Consider the following 17,769-nt stretch of genomic DNA (forward strand, 5'->3'; position numbering starts at 1 on the left):
GCTGAGTTGCTTGGTCGCTGACAGATGACTTGGGGCCCCGCCGGTCGGCGGGGCCCCAAGCGATTCACCGGTCTTCAGCGATTGACAGGTGCCTCGGGAGCCCAGTGGAAGCCGCGGTCGAAGAGGAACCGTCGCTCCTCGTCGTTGTACAGTATCAACTCCGCGTCGTCAGTGTGCAGCGAGAACTCCTCTCCTCCGGTCTTCGAGTACCGGAGCTCGAGTTTGCCAGAGGAGTCGCGGATGGGCGTCTGAGCGCCTTTCCGCACCGGGTACAGCTCCACTGTGATCGTCTGGTCGTCGACGCTGTAGAGGCCGTCCTGGAAGTCTCCATCGGCTCATCCTGTTGTCCTTGCCGTATCCGATCTGACCGAAGGCGATCTGAGTGATGTCCTCAGTCGTATGATCAGTGCCCTCGATCGGAGCCGGCTTGCCTGACGCAGTGACGGCGTAGACACCCGAGAGCTCCTCCGGACTCCTAGGACGCCCCCAATCGAAACTGGTACCAGCGGCCAGACCGCTGCCGACCAGGATGATGACGGCGAGTATCGGCGAGACCCAGCGAGTGATCCGGACGAAGATCCGATTGCGCCAGATGTGCCCGCTGACCGCGGGTCCGGTGCTGCGACCGAGAGCGAATCTCACCACTCGAGGGACATTGGGGATGAGCAGTACGAGGCCGACAAGCGCCATCGCTCCGGAGAGTTGCTTCACGGCACGTCAAAGGTCAGATTGAGGAGGAATACGACGCTCATATCGACCGTCGCGGTGAGTGCCCCGATTGCTCCGAAGTCGGATTCCCCACCCTATTGCTACCTGACGGGGGTCCAGCAACCCAGTCCAGCAACCCCGCGCCAGGTAGCAGGACACCCCTCAGGTAGCACCAACACACCACCACCGGTGAATAGCAGAAAGGCCCCACCCAACACAGTTGGATGAGGCCTCCCCACTCAAAAAATATTGCGGCGGTCACTTACTCTCCCACAACCACCAAGTTGCAGTACCATCAGCGCGAATGGGCTTAGCTACCGGGATCGGAACGGTTAACCGGGCGTTTCCCCACCACTATCACCACCGCAAAACCAACAAACCACCACACCCAAACCCATGCTCGGGTGGTAGTGGTCCAAGAACCGCACAGCGAACGCGAACACCAAAAACTCATGCAACATGCACACCCTATGGGTGTGAACTCTTCACATCATCCTAGAAAAACAAACAAAACTGTTTTCGCACACACCAACCCCAAAAATTGGATGGTTGATGAGTGATCGGTGTATTAGTACCAGTCAACTCCACACCTTACAGTGCTTCCATACCCGGCCTATCAACCCCATCATCTATAGGACACCTCCCCCAACAAATGTTGGTCGGAAATCTCATCTCGGAGCAGGCTTCCCGCTTAGATGCTTTCAGCGGTTATCCATCCCGAACGTAGCCAACCAGCCATGCTCCTGGCGGAACAACTGGCACACCAGAGGTTCGTCCGTCCCGGTCCTCTCGTACTAAGGACAGACCTCCACAAATTTCCTACGCACGCAGCGGATAGGGACCGAACTGTCTCACGACGTTCTAAACCCAGCTCGCGTACCGCTTTAATGGGCGAACAGCCCAACCCTTGGGACCGACTCCAGCCCCAGGATGCGACGAGCCGACATCGAGGTGCCAAACCATGCCGTCGATATGGACTCTTGGGCAAGATCAGCCTGTTATCCCCGAGGTACCTTTTATCCGTTGAGCGACCACGCTTCCACAAGCCATGGCCGGGTCACTAGTCCCAGCTTTCGCTCCTGCTCGACACGTCCGTCTCACAGTCAAGCTCCCTTGTGCACTTACACTCGACACCTGATTGCCAACCAGGCTGAGGGAACCTTTGGGCGCCTCCGTTACTCTTTAGGAGGCAACCGCCCCAGTTAAACTACCCATCAGGCACTGTCCCTGAACCCGATCAGGGTCCGAAGTTCAGGAATCCACTATGGTCAGAGTGGTATTTCACCGATCGACTCCACCCCAACTAGCGTCAGGGTTTCCCAGTCTTCCACCTATCCTACACAAACCACACCGAATCCCAATACCAAACTATAGTGAAGGTCTCGGGGTCTTTCCGTCCTGCTGCGCGTAACGAGCATCTTTACTCGTAATGCAATTTCGCCGAGTTCGTGGTTGAGACAGCAGAGAAGTCGTTACGCCATTCGTGCAGGTCGGAACTTACCCGACAAGGAATTTCGCTACCTTAGGATGGTTATAGTTACCACCGCCGTTTACTGGGGCTTAAATTCTCCGCTTCACCCCAAAAAGGGGTTAACAGGTCCTCTTAACCTTCCAGCACCGGGCAGGCGTCAGTCCGTATACATCGACTTACATCTTCGCACGGACCTGTGTTTTTAATAAACAGTCGCTTCTCTCTGGCCTCTGCGACCACCACCAGCACATCCCCACGCATAGTGGGTTCACCGGGATGGTCCCCCTTCTCCCGAAGTTACGGGGGCATTTTGCCGAGTTCCTTAACCACGATTCTCTCGATCACCTTAGTATTCTCTACTCGACCACCTGTGTCGGTTATAGGGTACGGGCAACACACACCCTCACGTCGATGCTTTTCTCGGCAGCAGAGGATCACCAGATCACCCCACCAATGTGGGGCGCCCATCAGCTCTCACACACCTGTGGGGACGGATTTACCTACCCCCACGTGCTACAACCTTAGACCGTGACTACCATCGCACGGCCTGGCTACCTTTCTGCGTCACACCTCACGCTTACCGACTCCACACTCAGGTCCCCCCAGCATCCCCAACAACAAGTCCGAAGACTCATAGGAGGAGTTTGGGGGTTAGTTTCGTGTGTTTTGGTACTGTCGGTTGTGTGTCGGTACCAGAATATCAACTGGTTGTCCATCGACTACGCCTGTCGGCCTCGCCTTAGGTCCCGACTTACCCAGGGCGGATTAGCCTAGCCCTGGAACCCTTGGTCATCCGGTGGACGGGTTTCTCACCCGTCTTTCGCTACTCATGCCTGCATTCTCACTCGAATCGCCTCCACCACTCGTTCACACGGCAGCTTCACCAGCAACTCGACGCTCCCCTACCCAACACCACACCATTACGGCGTATGTGGTGCTGCCACAACTTCGGCGGTGTACTTAGCCCCGCTACATTATCGGCGCTCAATCACTTGACCAGTGAGCTATTACGCACTCTTTCAAGGATGGCTGCTTCTAAGCCAACCTCCTGGTTGTCTTCGCAACTGAACATCCTTTCCCACTGAGCACACGCTTAGGGGCCTTAGTTGATGGTCTGGGCTGTTTCCCTCTCGACAATGAAGCTTATCCCCCACTGTCTCACTGCCACGCTGAACCTTGACTGGCATTCGGAGTTTAGTTGACGTCAGTAACCCGGTAGGGCCCATCAGCCATCCAGTAGCTCTACCTCCAGCAAGAACCACGCAACGCTGCACCTAAATGCATTTCGGGGAGAACCAGCTATCACAGAGTTTGATTGGCCTTTCACCCCTAACCACAGGTCATCCCCTCCATTTTCAACTGAAGTGGGTGCGGGCCTCCACGCGCTCTTACACACGCTTCACCCTGCCCATGGCTAGATCACTCCGCTTCGGGTCTAGGACACGCGACTCAATCGCCCTGTTCGGACTCGCTTTCGCTACGGCTACCCCACACGGGTTAACCTCGCCACGCACCGCTAACTCGCAGGCTCATTCTTCAAAAGGCACGCCATCACAGCCATCAAGATGCTGCTCTGACGGATTGTAAGCACATGGTTTCAGGTACTCTTTCACTCCCCTCCCGGGGTACTTTTCACCATTCCCTCACGGTACTATCCGCTATCGGTCATCAGGAAGTATTTAGCCTTACCAGGTGGTCCTGGCAGATTCACACGAAATTCCACGAGTTCCGTGCTACTCGGGCAACGCACACACTGCAAGCTGCCGGCGTTTCGCCTACGGGACTCTCACCCACTCCGGTCCTGTTTCCCACCAGGTTCGACTACACCAACACGCTCACAGACCGGCCATGCTGACCAGACCATGCACACCCCACAACACCCTGCCAGCAAAACCAGCACGCTTGACACTGACAGGGTTTAGGCTCATCCGGTTTCGCTCGCCACTACTGCCGGAATCATTGTTATTTTCTCTTCCTGCGGGTACTGAGATGTTTCACTTCCCCGCGTTCCCCCCACATGCCCTATATATTCAGACACGGGTCACCACCCTCACGAGTGGCGGGGTTTCCCCATTCGGACACCCTCGGATCAACGCCTGTTTATCGGCTCCCCGAGGCTTATCGCAGATTTCCACGTCCTTCATCGGCTCCTGATGCCAAGGCATCCACCATGCGCTCTTACACACTCACCCCACCCCCACGAAGGGGCCGGTTCGTGTGCGCGAAAAATTGTTTCATTCACCTTTACTCGATGATGACAAGAAAAATCACATTACATAAACAACACAAAAAATTGTGTCATTTGATGCTCGCGTCCACTATACGATTCTCAAACCACTACCAAACACCCACCACCCACAACCACACCGTGGCTGCGAAATGACCGGGTTGGTCCTGTTGGTTGAAACCACACCCACACCTACGTGTGGGGTTTGTGATTCCAGGACCCAATAACGTGTTTGTCCTAGCCCATACAACAATCAACGTCGACACGGCAGTCACCGGACAACGCTGGAAGGTATGAGCGGAAGAAGTGATGTTCCACCCTTGAGCTCTCATGATGACCACATGCGGGTCATGCCATGAGGATCTTAATGTGTGCTCCTTAGAAAGGAGGTGATCCAGCCGCACCTTCCGGTACGGCTACCTTGTTACGACTTAGTCCCAATCACCAGTCCCACCTTAGACGGCCCCCTCCCCACAAAGGGGGTTAGGACACCGGCTTCGGGTGTTACCGACTTTCGTGACTTGACGGGCGGTGTGTACAAGGCCCGGGAACGTATTCACCGCAGCGTTGCTGATCTGCGATTACTAGCGACTCCGACTTCACGTAGTCGAATTGCAGACTACGATCCGAACTGAGACTGGCTTTAAGGGATTCGCTCACCCTCACGGGTTCGCCTCTCTCTGTACCAGCCATTGTAGCATGCGTGAAGCCCAAGACATAAAGGGCATGATGATTTGACGTCATCCCCACCTTCCTCCGAGTTGACCCCGGCAGTCTCCTATGAGTTCCCACCATCACGTGCTGGCAACATAGAACGAGGGTTGCGCTCGTTGCGGGACTTAACCCAACATCTCACGACACGAGCTGACGACAACCATGCACCACCTGTACACCAGCTCCAAAGAGAAGAACTGTTTCCAGAACGGTCTGATGTATGTCAAGCCTTGGTAAGGTTCTTCGCGTTGCATCGAATTAATCCGCATGCTCCGCCGCTTGTGCGGGCCCCCGTCAATTCCTTTGAGTTTTAGCCTTGCGACCGTACTCCCCAGGCGGGGCACTTAATGCGTTAGCTACGGCGCGGAGAACGTGGAATGTCCCCCACACCTAGTGCCCAACGTTTACGGCATGGACTACCAGGGTATCTAATCCTGTTCGCTCCCCATGCTTTCGCTCCTCAGTGTCAGTTACAGCCCAGAGTCCCGCCTTCGCCACCGGTGTTCCTCCTGATATCTGCGCATTTCACCGCTACACCAGGAATTCCAGACTCCCCTACTGCACTCTAGTCAGCCCGTACCCACTGCACGCGCAACGTTAAGCGTTGCGTTTCCACAGCAGACGTGACCAACCACCTACGAGCTCTTTACGCCCAATAATTCCGGACAACGCTCGTACCCTACGTATTACCGCGGCTGCTGGCACGTAGTTAGCCGGTACTTCTTCTGCAGGTACCGTCACTTTCGCTTCTTCCCTGCTGAAAGCGGTTTACAACCCGAAGGCCGTCATCCCGCACGCTGCGTCGCTGCATCAGGGTTTCCCCCATTGTGCAATATTCCCCACTGCTGCCTCCCGTAGGAGTCTGGGCCGTGTCTCAGTCCCAGTGTGGCCGGTCGCCCTCTCAGGCCGGCTACCCGTCGTCGCCTTGGTGGGCCCTTACCCCACCAACAAGCTGATAGGCCGCGAGCCCATCCCCGATCGAAAAACTTTCCACCGGAGAAGATGCCTTCTCCGGTCGTATCCGGTATTAGACCCAGTTTCCCAGGCTTATCCCGAAATCAGGGGCAGGTTACTCACGTGTTACTCACCCGTTCGCCACTCATCCACCAGGTGCAAGCACCCGGCTTCAGCGTTCGACTTGCATGTGTTAAGCACGCAGCCAGCGTTCGTCCTGAGCCAGGATCAAACTCTCCATAAAAAAATTATGTTACGAATCAATCCCAGCAAGACAGCCAACCCCTCACGGGGTGAGAAGGTTGACCAAAAAATATCCCGACCAAACACACCATCCACCCATGTGATGCGGGAGGTTCGGCGAAGAACCACCCACCAGGGTGAACCAGATGTTCGATCAGGTGATTGTCTCACCAGAAAAATATTGAATGTTCTGGCATCACAACTTGTTCAAACAAACACGCTATTGGATTCTCAAACCACAAACACACACCCATCACCACACCACACAAAAGAAAGCGTGTTCACTGGGGGTATCAGTTTCATTTCTGGTTGCCCACCCGGTGTTCTGAACTCTCGGATCAAACCGTGTTTGTCCTGGTCAGACCCGGTAGAAACTCTGTCTTAGCGACGTTGTTTCCGGCGGGGCAACGAGATATAACTCTAGACCACCCCATCCGCACCGTGCAAATCCAAAACCGACTTTCTCCACGTGACACCCACCACACAGCCTGCAGTGCTCAACGATACATCAGTCCTTGCACCAACCGAGCCCGAATGCCGCGCGATTCAGCTGCCCGGGCGGATAGCTTTGCGCAGGCGTGCGAGCTGTGCGTCGATGACGGCACCCATCTCGATGATCTCTGCCCGTCGGATCCCCCGTTCTACAGCCCGCGACCTCCACCCTTCGACTGCACTCACGACCTCGTTGAGCACAGACACAGCGGTCGGCTTCGTCAGATGGCAGAGAGAGGCGAACTCGAGCAGCGCTTCGGCTTCGGTCTCCGCTGACACGACGCCATTGACCGCGGTCTGCCGTTCGACCGCGGGTTCCGGTTCCGGGTTGATGTCGAAAGCCGGGCTCAGCTGCCATCCCGCGTCCGCCCGTACGAAGCCGTGGTTACGCAAATGATCATCCGTATTGTGAAATGCAACTGAGAATGCCGCTCGGCGAAACAGTTCCGCACAGTCGCTGCGCCAGCGCCGGCTGTGGTCTTCGATAGCTTCGACGATATCGAGATAGTCACCGGCTTCTCCGTCTCGACGCCCGGTCGCTGTCATCGCACTCATATATCCGATCCGACGGTCAGCCGTGCGATCGAACCTCTGCAGAAGAAGCACGGATCTCTCGTCGATGCTCAGCAATCGAGATTCAGAAGTCTCGATTCCGGCCCCACGGGCAAGTTCGAGCGCCAGGCTCTCCCACGCGATGACGTCTCGATCGTCGCCAGGTCGGGAGAACTTCGCAATTAGCAGTCGTCCCTCATCGTCCACCACAGACGCTTTGGGCCGCGCCCCTCCCAGAGACCCTGTCCCCGCGTCGAGAAGGCGCTTCACAGCCGTGCCCGACCCTTCTGCGGCACCATCGGCAGCCCGCTGCAGTTCGGGCAAGGACAGCAGCTTCGGTACACGGCTCGTCGGGCTGAGGAAGTCTTCGTCAGACCCACGACGAAATCGCAGAGCTCCCTGTCGAGTGCGATCGCTGACTCCGAGCAGAAAGTCGATGTCTGTCAGACGGCGGTCACGGACGACGCCGTCGGCGACCTGCCGCCGATGCTCCTTCGCAACGAGATTACGACCCCAGCGGTCAGGAGAACAGTCGGCAAATGCTCCCGGCAGACCGGGTACGCTGAACGGGACTGTCGACAGTGGGAGCTCTGGGTCGATGGAGTAAGCCCATCGAGCTCCCACGTACTCATCGGAGTATTTGAACGTCGTCGAGATCTGCCCCCGTGCGATGTGGAAATAAGCAGTACCGACGAAAACCGCCGCTCCGCCATGGTCCAATTCAACCCGGATCTGCTCACTCATCGACGAACCCTGTCTGGAAGCGTTTCAGCAGAACGCAGTCTGCCGACATCGGTGCTCAAAGGATCGAACGAGGCGGACACGTGGTCGAGCTGCCCCAGCGCCTGCATAACCGACATCACTGCGCCGATTGATACCCCTGCGTCACCACGTTCGACTTTCTGGAGCGTCGATCGTGAGATGCCGGCACGCTCCGCGACTTCGACAGCCTTGAGCGACTGAATTAGTCGCCACCGACGAATCGAGGATCCGATCTCGGTGAGGCGGCGATCCACTTGTCGAGTGACGCTCATTTGGGCTCCTTATGAGTGCAATAGGCACCATACAGTACATTAACGACTAGAATACGCGTCATTAGATCAACCGGCAATGCCGATTTCGGGCGGAGCGATGGCCAGCTGCCATCCGGATGGACGACACAAGATCTCTGCACGTCTGTGAGCACACCATTCTCAGTTGCCGGCGACGAGCCGGAGATTACACGAATGGCCTCGTCCGACCTGACTTTCACAACTAGTTGCTGATTTCGCGATTCTGTTCGTGTTTATGCTGGTCACGAGGTCGGCAATTGCGCTGGTGGGGCACTAATAAGCTGTCTACGATGGGGTTATGTCGCCTTTTCGCCTCCAAGTAAGTGCCCATGCTGGGCGTACGATAGCGGCGGCCCGTCACCGAGATAGTGACGGGCCGCTGCCGTGTCTGGCGATGTGTCAGGTACGGTCTAGCCGGCGAGAGTGCATCTTCGTCGGCCTGCCGATGTAGTTCCCTGAGATGGTGATGCACTGCATCCCCGGCTGGGCCTTGCAGTAGGGGCACTCAGCGTCGATCGCCGACGCATTCGCTGGCGACATTCTGCTCTTGCTCTGCTCGGTAACGAAGTGAGCCATTCCCAGCACGACGCTCGACATGGCGATGCCGTCTGTACCGAGGAAATGCACCAGATAGGTGGGCAGGCTGTACATCACGAATGCGTAGACAACCGAGCGAGACGCGATATTCAGCTGGGTGATGACTCGCGCAGAGAGCTCGGGGTAACGGTCCTGCCACCACGTGCTGAAGTCGGCCAGCCGGCTGAGGACAGCGTCGAGGATGGGATCATCGACCTCGGCGCTTTCCTCTGGGTCCGCTACCGTCTGAGCATCGCCGTGCTCTGGCTCCGCGGGCTCAGTGACGGCATGGACCTTGGCGAACAGCGACTCGATGGTGTCGTCGCTCAGCGAGGTCGCCATAGCGGCTCCGGTCTGCGCGATCGTCTGCGATATCGCGCTCAGGTTGGACCTCTGAGCCGCAGTGGTGATGCTCTGCCAGTCGACGCCACGGTAGGCTCCCTTCCACCACTCCTGCTGCTCGAGCCGCATGGACGTGAGCTGCGTGAAGGCAGAGGTGTTCATTATCGACCGAGTCCGGTCCAGCCATGCCAGAGTGTCGACCTTCGGATACATATCGGTGATCCACGACAGCGTGTCGACCTTCGGCATCAGGTGGTCGAACAAGCTGAAAGCGTTCACCTGCTGGAGAATCTTGGCGACGGTATCCACGGCGGAGGGCTGAGTCATCATGCCCAAGGCCGCCGGTGTCGGAATGGTGCTCTTGAACCACGCAGCGTTGTTCAACGCAGAGAAGTGGTTCACGGCTGAGTTACGAGTGATGTTTCTGATAATGCGTCCGATGGCATCGTTCGGGGAATCATCGTCGTCATCGGCAATGGGAGTCGTGGTCATGAGACCACTATGCCGTAGCTGACTGGTATATCAAGCATTCTGAGTGCACGGCTCTACTTCTGCTCCCGCTGTTGCTCGTAGTATCTCGCTAGTTCCCTGCCGGGCTCGTCGGAGGGACGACCAGACACCCCCGAGTGGGAGTACCGACCGGGCAGATCGGTGCCGCTGCTCGGTAGCATCACGGTCACGGTGTGCTTCCCGACCGTGATGTCCGCGATTCACTTTCGCTCCCGAGGTCACAGGGGAGGCCAAAGAAATCGCGGCTGAGCTATTACCCGACCGGCTTCCGGGGCACTAAAGCTGTGAAACTCAGGAGCCGGAGATTACACGAATGGCCTCGTCCGACTCCCAGTGGGAGTCGTACGAGGCCATCTACTACCTGACGGGGGTCCAGCAACCCCGCGCCAGGTAGCAGGACTGTGTTGTCTCAATAGGTTGCTGACAACCTGACTCAATACGTTGCTGACAGTATGTCTCAATACGTTGTTGACACACTTCGGGCCATGCCTGAAGCACTTTCAATAGCCCAACGCCGCGCGATCATCGACTTCGACCCCAACGCACCAGATTCACCATCGATCACCGAGTTCTGCGAACACAGCGTTACTCGAACGTCGTTTCTATGCGATCCGCAAACGGTACAAAACCGAGGGGTTACGGGCACTCCATGCCCGTTCATCGGCGCCGAAGAACACCGTGCGAATCTACGACCAAGAAACCACCGATCTCGTCTTGAAGATCCGTGCCGAACTCGAGTCCACCGGGTGGGATGCCGGACCGAAATCGATCTGGTACGAAGGCGTTCGATACGGCCGATTCACCGAACCCATCCCATCGGTGGCCACGATCGGACGGATCCTCTCCGACGCTGGACGGGTGAAGGCGAACCCGAAGAAGCGTCCCCGATCATCATTGATCCGATTCGTCCGTGCCAACGCCATGGAACTGTGGCAACTCGACGCTTTCGAATTCGAACTCACCGGCAGCACCACCAAGATCACGGTGTATCAGCTCCTCGACGATTCCACCCGCTTCGACGTCGGCACACAAGCCTTCCACGGAGTGGAAAACGGCAATCATGCGATCACGACGATCTCTGATGCCTTCGCCAACTACGGGGTGCCCCAAGAGATGCTGACCGATAACGGCAACGCCTTCAACGGCAACAGGCAGGGTTGGGTCGTGGCCACTCAGCTCTTCCTCGCCGACTATGGGTGCCGAGGAATCTCCGGCATGCCCGGACACCCACAAACCCAGGGAAAGAACGAACGCGGCCACCAAACACTGCTCAATGTCCTCAGGGCCCACCGACCCCGCAGCCTCGCTGAAGCACGGAAAGTGATCGCGATGTTCCGCGACCGCTACAACTATCGGCGACGGCATCAGTCACTGCCAGGAGACATGAATCCTCACCAAGCCTGGCAAGCAGCAATCCACACTCCTTCAGACGGCACACCGATCCCGCATGCTGAAGTCGAAGCGATCGCACGTGGGTACGCTCAACGGCGACGCGTCCTAGCCGCAATGAACCAACCACACGTCGATGACGAGAAATCGGCCGGTGAACCTCTCCCGACCGCAGCTGACTCAGTACAGACCGTGTCGTCATCGCTGAGGGCAATCCACAGATCTATTTCCATGCTGTCGGACTCGGAGTACCGAGAACATTGGCCGGAACTTATCAATCAGTCGTCACTGACGACTTCTACGCCCTGTTCGACACGACCACTGGCGAGGAAGTGGTGTACTTCCCTCTTCCGATCCGCACCGCGGAAACGCAGAGACGATATCCGCTGTGGAGAGTCGTCGGTGCCAGAATGCGTGGAGCTTCGAGCCTGTGGTTGAAGAAGCAGCGCGACTACATGCTCAAGCATTTCCCCAGCGAGGCTCCGGCTAATCGAATCGTTACGAAATGCCACTGACAACCCCACTCATTTGGTGTGAGCAACCTATGGAGTCAGGTCGTTCGCAACCTGGTGAGCGAGGTTGTCAGCAATGTGTTGAGTGAGGTTGTCAGCAAGGTCGCGAGTTTCCACACCAGGTAGCAGGACACCCCTCAGGTAGCACCAACACACCACCACCGGTGAATAGCAGAAAGGCCCCACCCAACACAGTTGGATGAGGCCTCCCCACTCAAAAAATATTGCGGCGGTCACTTACTCTCCCACAACCACCAAGTTGCAGTACCATCAGCGCGAATGGGCTTAGCTACCGGGATCGGAACGGTTAACCGGGCGTTTCCCCACCACTATCACCACCGCAAAACCAACAAACCACCACACCCAAACCCATGCTCGGGTGGTAGTGGTCCAAGAACCGCACAGCGAACGCGAACACCAAAAACTCATGCAACATGCACACCCTATGGGTGTGAACTCTTCACATCATCCTAGAAAAACAAACAAAACTGTTTTCGCACACACCAACCCCAAAAATTGGATGGTTGATGAGTGATCGGTGTATTAGTACCAGTCAACTCCACACCTTACAGTGCTTCCATACCCGGCCTATCAACCCCATCATCTATAGGACACCTCCCCCAACAAATGTTGGTCGGAAATCTCATCTCGGAGCAGGCTTCCCGCTTAGATGCTTTCAGCGGTTATCCATCCCGAACGTAGCCAACCAGCCATGCTCCTGGCGGAACAACTGGCACACCAGAGGTTCGTCCGTCCCGGTCCTCTCGTACTAAGGACAGACCTCCACAAATTTCCTACGCACGCAGCGGATAGGGACCGAACTGTCTCACGACGTTCTAAACCCAGCTCGCGTACCGCTTTAATGGGCGAACAGCCCAACCCTTGGGACCGACTCCAGCCCCAGGATGCGACGAGCCGACATCGAGGTGCCAAACCATGCCGTCGATATGGACTCTTGGGCAAGATCAGCCTGTTATCCCCGAGGTACCTTTTATCCGTTGAGCGACCACGCTTCCACAAGCCATGGCCGGGTCACTAGTCCCAGCTTTCGCTCCTGCTCGACACGTCCGTCTCACAGTCAAGCTCCCTTGTGCACTTACACTCGACACCTGATTGCCAACCAGGCTGAGGGAACCTTTGGGCGCCTCCGTTACTCTTTAGGAGGCAACCGCCCCAGTTAAACTACCCATCAGGCACTGTCCCTGAACCCGATCAGGGTCCGAAGTTCAGGAATCCACTATGGTCAGAGTGGTATTTCACCGATCGACTCCACCTCAACTAGCGTCGAGGCTTCCCAGTCTTCCACCTATCCTACACAAACCACACCGAATCCCAATACCAAACTATAGTGAAGGTCTCGGGGTCTTTCCGTCCTGCTGCGCGTAACGAGCATCTTTACTCGTAATGCAATTTCGCCGAGTTCGTGGTTGAGACAGCAGAGAAGTCGTTACGCCATTCGTGCAGGTCGGAACTTACCCGACAAGGAATTTCGCTACCTTAGGATGGTTATAGTTACCACCGCCGTTTACTGGGGCTTAAATTCTCCGCTTCACCCCAAAAAGGGGTTAACAGGTCCTCTTAACCTTCCAGCACCGGGCAGGCGTCAGTCCGTATACATCGACTTACATCTTCGCACGGACCTGTGTTTTTAATAAACAGTCGCTTCTCTCTGGCCTCTGCGACCACCACCAGCACATCCCCACGCATAGTGGGTTCACCGGGATGGTCCCCCTTCTCCCGAAGTTACGGGGGCATTTTGCCGAGTTCCTTAACCACGATTCTCTCGATCACCTTAGTATTCTCTACTCGACCACCTGTGTCGGTTATAGGGTACGGGCAACACACACCCTCACGTCGATGCTTTTCTCGGCAGCAGAGGATCACCAGATCACCCCACCAATGTGGGGCGCCCATCAGCTCTCACACACCTGTGGGGACGGATTTACCTACCCCCACGTGCTACAACCTTAGACCGTGACTACCATCGCACGGCCTGGCTACCTTTCTGCGTCACACCTCACGCTTACCGACTCCACACTCAGGTCCCCCCAGCATCCCCAACAACAAGTCCGAAGACTCATAGGAGGAGTTTGGGGGTTAGTTTCGTGTGTTTTGGTACTGTCGGTTGTGTGTCGGTACCAGAATATCAACTGGTTGTCCATCGACTACGCCTGTCGGCCTCGCCTTAGGTCCCGACTTACCCAGGGCGGATTAGCCTAGCCCTGGAACCCTTGGTCATCCGGTGGACGGGTTTCTCACCCGTCTTTCGCTACTCATGCCTGCATTCTCACTCGAATCGCCTCCACCACTCGTTCACACGGCAGCTTCACCAGCAACTCGACGCTCCCCTACCCAACACCACACCATTACGGCGTATGTGGTGCTGCCACAACTTCGGCGGTGTACTTAGCCCCGCTACATTATCGGCGCTCAATCACTTGACCAGTGAGCTATTACGCACTCTTTCAAGGATGGCTGCTTCTAAGCCAACCTCCTGGTTGTCTTCGCAACTGAACATCCTTTCCCACTGAGCACACGCTTAGGGGCCTTAGTTGATGGTCTGGGCTGTTTCCCTCTCGACAATGAAGCTTATCCCCCACTGTCTCACTGCCACGCTGAACCTTGACTGGCATTCGGAGTTTAGTTGACGTCAGTAACCCGGTAGGGCCCATCAGCCATCCAGTAGCTCTACCTCCAGCAAGAACCACGCAACGCTGCACCTAAATGCATTTCGGGGAGAACCAGCTATCACAGAGTTTGATTGGCCTTTCACCCCTAACCACAGGTCATCCCCTCCATTTTCAACTGAAGTGGGTGCGGGCCTCCACGCGCTCTTACACACGCTTCACCCTGCCCATGGCTAGATCACTCCGCTTCGGGTCTAGGACACGCGACTCAATCGCCCTGTTCGGACTCGCTTTCGCTACGGCTACCCCACACGGGTTAACCTCGCCACGCACCGCTAACTCGCAGGCTCATTCTTCAAAAGGCACGCCATCACAGCCATCAAGATGCTGCTCTGACGGATTGTAAGCACATGGTTTCAGGTACTCTTTCACTCCCCTCCCGGGGTACTTTTCACCATTCCCTCACGGTACTATCCGCTATCGGTCATCAGGAAGTATTTAGCCTTACCAGGTGGTCCTGGCAGATTCACACGAAATTCCACGAGTTCCGTGCTACTCGGGCAACGCACACACTGCAAGCTGCCGGCGTTTCGCCTACGGGACTCTCACCCACTCCGGTCCTGTTTCCCACCAGGTTCGACTACACCAACACGCTCACAGACCGGCCATGCTGGACCAGACCATGCACACCCCACAACACCCTGCCAGCAAAACCAGCACGCTTGACACTGACAGGGTTTAGGCTCATCCGGTTTCGCTCGCCACTACTGCCGGAATCATTGTTATTTTCTCTTCCTGCGGGTACTGAGATGTTTCACTTCCCCGCGTTCCCCCCACATGCCCTATATATTCAGACACGGGTCACCACCCTCACGAGTGGCGGGGTTTCCCCATTCGGACACCCTCGGATCAACGCCTGTTTATCGGCTCCCCGAGGCTTATCGCAGATTTCCACGTCCTTCATCGGCTCCTGATGCCAAGGCATCCACCATGCGCTCTTACACACTCACCCCACCCCCACGAAGGGGCCGGTTCGTGTGCGCGAAAAATTGTTTCATTCACCTTTACTCGATGATGACAAGAAAAATCACATTACATAAACAACACAAAAAATTGTGTCATTTGATGCTCGCGTCCACTATACGATTCTCAAACCACTACCAAACACCCACCACCCACAACCACACCGTGGCTGCGAAATGACCGGGTTGGTCCTGTTGGTTGAAACCACACCCACACCTACGTGTGGGGTTTGTGATTCCAGGACCCAATAACGTGTTTGTCCTAGCCCATACAACAATCAACGTCGACACGGCAGTCACCGGACAACGCTGGAAGGTATGAGCGGAAGAAGTGATGTTCCACCCTTGAGCTCTCATGATGACCACATGCGGGTCATGCCATGAGGATCTTAATGTGTGCTCCTTAGAAAGGAGGTGATCCAGCCGCACCTTCCGGTACGGCTACCTTGTTACGACTTAGTCCCAATCACCAGTCCCACCTTAGACGGCCCCCTCCCCCAAACGGGGGTTAGGACACCGGCTTCGGGTGTTACCGACTTTCGTGACTTGACGGGCGGTGTGTACAAGGCCCGGGAACGTATTCACCGCAGCGTTGCTGATCTGCGATTACTAGCGACTCCGACTTCACGTAGTCGAATTGCAGACTACGATCCGAACTGAGACTGGCTTTAAGGGATTCGCTCACCCTCACGGGTTCGCCTCTCTCTGTACCAGCCATTGTAGCATGCGTGAAGCCCAAGACATAAAGGGCATGATGATTTGACGTCATCCCCACCTTCCTCCGAGTTGACCCCGGCAGTCTCCTATGAGTTCCCACCATCACGTGCTGGCAACATAGAACGAGGGTTGCGCTCGTTGCGGGACTTAACCCAACATCTCACGACACGAGCTGACGACAACCATGCACCACCTGTACACCAGCTCCAAAGAGAAGAACTGTTTCCAGAACGGTCTGATGTATGTCAAGCCTTGGTAAGGTTCTTCGCGTTGCATCGAATTAATCCGCATGCTCCGCCGCTTGTGCGGGCCCCCGTCAATTCCTTTGAGTTTTAGCCTTGCGACCGTACTCCCCAGGCGGGGCACTTAATGCGTTAGCTACGGCGCGGAGAACGTGGAATGTCCCCCACACCTAGTGCCCAACGTTTACGGCATGGACTACCAGGGTATCTAATCCTGTTCGCTCCCCATGCTTTCGCTCCTCAGTGTCAGTTACAGCCCAGAGTCCCGCCTTCGCCACCGGTGTTCCTCCTGATATCTGCGCATTTCACCGCTACACCAGGAATTCCAGACTCCCCTACTGCACTCTAGTCAGCCCGTACCCACTGCACGCGCAACGTTAAGCGTTGCGTTTCCACAGCAGACGTGACCAACCACCTACGAGCTCTTTACGCCCAATAATTCCGGACAACGCTCGTACCCTACGTATTACCGCGGCTGCTGGCACGTAGTTAGCCGGTACTTCTTCTGCAGGTACCGTCACTTTCGCTTCTTCCCTGCTGAAAGCGGTTTACAACCCGAAGGCCGTCATCCCGCACGCTGCGTCGCTGCATCAGGGTTTCCCCCATTGTGCAATATTCCCCACTGCTGCCTCCCGTAGGAGTCTGGGCCGTGTCTCAGTCCCAGTGTGGCCGGTCGCCCTCTCAGGCCGGCTACCCGTCGTCGCCTTGGTGGGCCCTTACCCCACCAACAAGCTGATAGGCCGCGAGCCCATCCCCGATCGAAAAACTTTCCACCGGAGAAGATGCCTTCTCCGGTCGTATCCGGTATTAGACCCAGTTTCCCAGGCTTATCCCGAAATCAGGGGCAGGTTACTCACGTGTTACTCACCCGTTCGCCACTCATCCACCAGGTGCAAGCACCCGGCTTCAGCGTTCGACTTGCATGTGTTAAGCACGCAGCCAGCGTTCGTCCTGAGCCAGGATCAAACTCTCCATAAAAAAATTATGTTACGAATCAATCCCAGCAAGACAGCCAACCCCTCACGGGGTGAGAAGGTTGACCAAAAAATATCCCGACCAAACACACCATCCACCCATGTGATGCGGGAGGTTCGGCGAAGAACCACCCACCAGGGTGAACCAGATGTTCGATCAGGTGATTGTCTCACCAGAAAAATACAATGTTCTGGCATCACAACTTGTTCAAACAAACACGCTATTGGATTCTCAAACCACAAACACACACCCATCACCACACCACACAAAAGCAGCGTGTTCACTGGGGGTATCAGTTTCATTTCTGGTTGCCCACCCGGTGTTCTGAACTCTCGGATCAAACCGTGTTTGTCCTGGTCAGACCCGGTAGAAACTCTGTCTTAGCGACGTTGTTTCCGGCGGGGCAACGAGATATAACTCTAGACCACCCCATCCGCACCGTGC

5 protein-coding genes and 6 rRNA genes are annotated in these 17,769 nt (G+C 56.2%); 1 reads left to right on the forward strand and 10 read right to left on the reverse strand.

Translation table 11 applies throughout. The annotated features are described in order from the left end of the window. Positions 1–74 precede the first annotated feature (74 nt). From GUY37_RS15360 to GUY37_RS15390, 7 genes are all read right to left on the reverse strand, one after another. A complete protein-coding gene (locus GUY37_RS15360) occupies positions 75–281 on the reverse strand; it encodes a hypothetical protein (RefSeq protein ID WP_166827347.1) in 207 nt (68 codons plus the stop codon). 676 nt (positions 282–957) lie between these two features. After that, a 5S ribosomal RNA gene (gene rrf, locus GUY37_RS15365) occupies positions 958–1,076 on the reverse strand. A gap of 180 nt (positions 1,077–1,256) precedes the next feature. Beyond that, positions 1,257–4,371: ribosomal RNA gene (locus tag GUY37_RS15370) — 23S ribosomal RNA — on the reverse strand. 417 nt (positions 4,372–4,788) lie between these two features. Next, positions 4,789–6,318 (reverse strand): 16S ribosomal RNA (locus GUY37_RS15375). The 16S, 23S and 5S rRNA genes sit together here, the layout of an rRNA operon. Before the next feature lie 545 nt (positions 6,319–6,863). Continuing rightward, positions 6,864–8,105, reverse strand: coding sequence for a type II toxin-antitoxin system HipA family toxin (locus tag GUY37_RS15380; protein WP_166827350.1), 1,242 nt, complete (start codon positions 8,103–8,105; stop codon positions 6,864–6,866). Further along, on the reverse strand, positions 8,102–8,395 hold the full coding sequence (locus tag GUY37_RS15385; RefSeq protein ID WP_166827354.1) for a helix-turn-helix domain-containing protein: 294 nt from the start codon (positions 8,393–8,395) through the stop codon (positions 8,102–8,104). Before GUY37_RS15385 ends, GUY37_RS15380 begins: the two co-directional genes overlap by 4 nt. A 417-nt stretch (positions 8,396–8,812) precedes the next feature. Continuing rightward, a complete protein-coding gene (locus GUY37_RS15390) occupies positions 8,813–9,640 on the reverse strand; it encodes a zinc finger domain-containing protein (RefSeq protein ID WP_166827357.1) in 828 nt (275 codons plus the stop codon). Positions 9,641–10,519: 879 nt separating this feature from the next. Between GUY37_RS15390 and GUY37_RS15395 the strand changes: the two genes are divergently transcribed. Then, a complete protein-coding gene (locus GUY37_RS15395) occupies positions 10,520–11,668 on the forward strand; it encodes an integrase core domain-containing protein (protein WP_166827360.1) in 1,149 nt (382 codons plus the stop codon). 298 nt (positions 11,669–11,966) lie between these two features. On the opposite strand, the gene rrf (GUY37_RS15400) is transcribed toward GUY37_RS15395, so the two are convergent. The 3 genes from rrf (GUY37_RS15400) to GUY37_RS15410 all read right to left on the reverse strand — a co-directional run bounded on the left by rrf (GUY37_RS15400) (position 11,967) and on the right by GUY37_RS15410 (position 17,328). Beyond that, positions 11,967–12,085 (reverse strand): 5S ribosomal RNA (gene rrf, locus GUY37_RS15400). A gap of 180 nt (positions 12,086–12,265) precedes the next feature. Next, positions 12,266–15,381, reverse strand: a 23S ribosomal RNA gene (locus GUY37_RS15405). 417 nt (positions 15,382–15,798) lie between these two features. After that, a 16S ribosomal RNA gene (locus GUY37_RS15410) occupies positions 15,799–17,328 on the reverse strand. Between the last annotated feature and the right edge of the window lie 441 nt (positions 17,329–17,769).

The sequence above is a fragment of the Brevibacterium limosum genome, assembly GCF_011617705.1.
Classification (GTDB): Bacteria; Actinomycetota; Actinomycetes; order Actinomycetales; family Brevibacteriaceae; genus Brevibacterium; species Brevibacterium limosum.

Coding starts and splice junctions, on each gene's coding strand:
- GUY37_RS15380 (WP_166827350.1), bottom strand. CDS start 8,105: ATGAGTGAGCAGATCCGGGTTGAATTGGACCATGGCGGAGCGGCGGTT.
- GUY37_RS15385 (WP_166827354.1), bottom strand. CDS start 8,395: ATGAGCGTCACTCGACAAGTGGATCGCCGCCTCACCGAGATCGGATCC.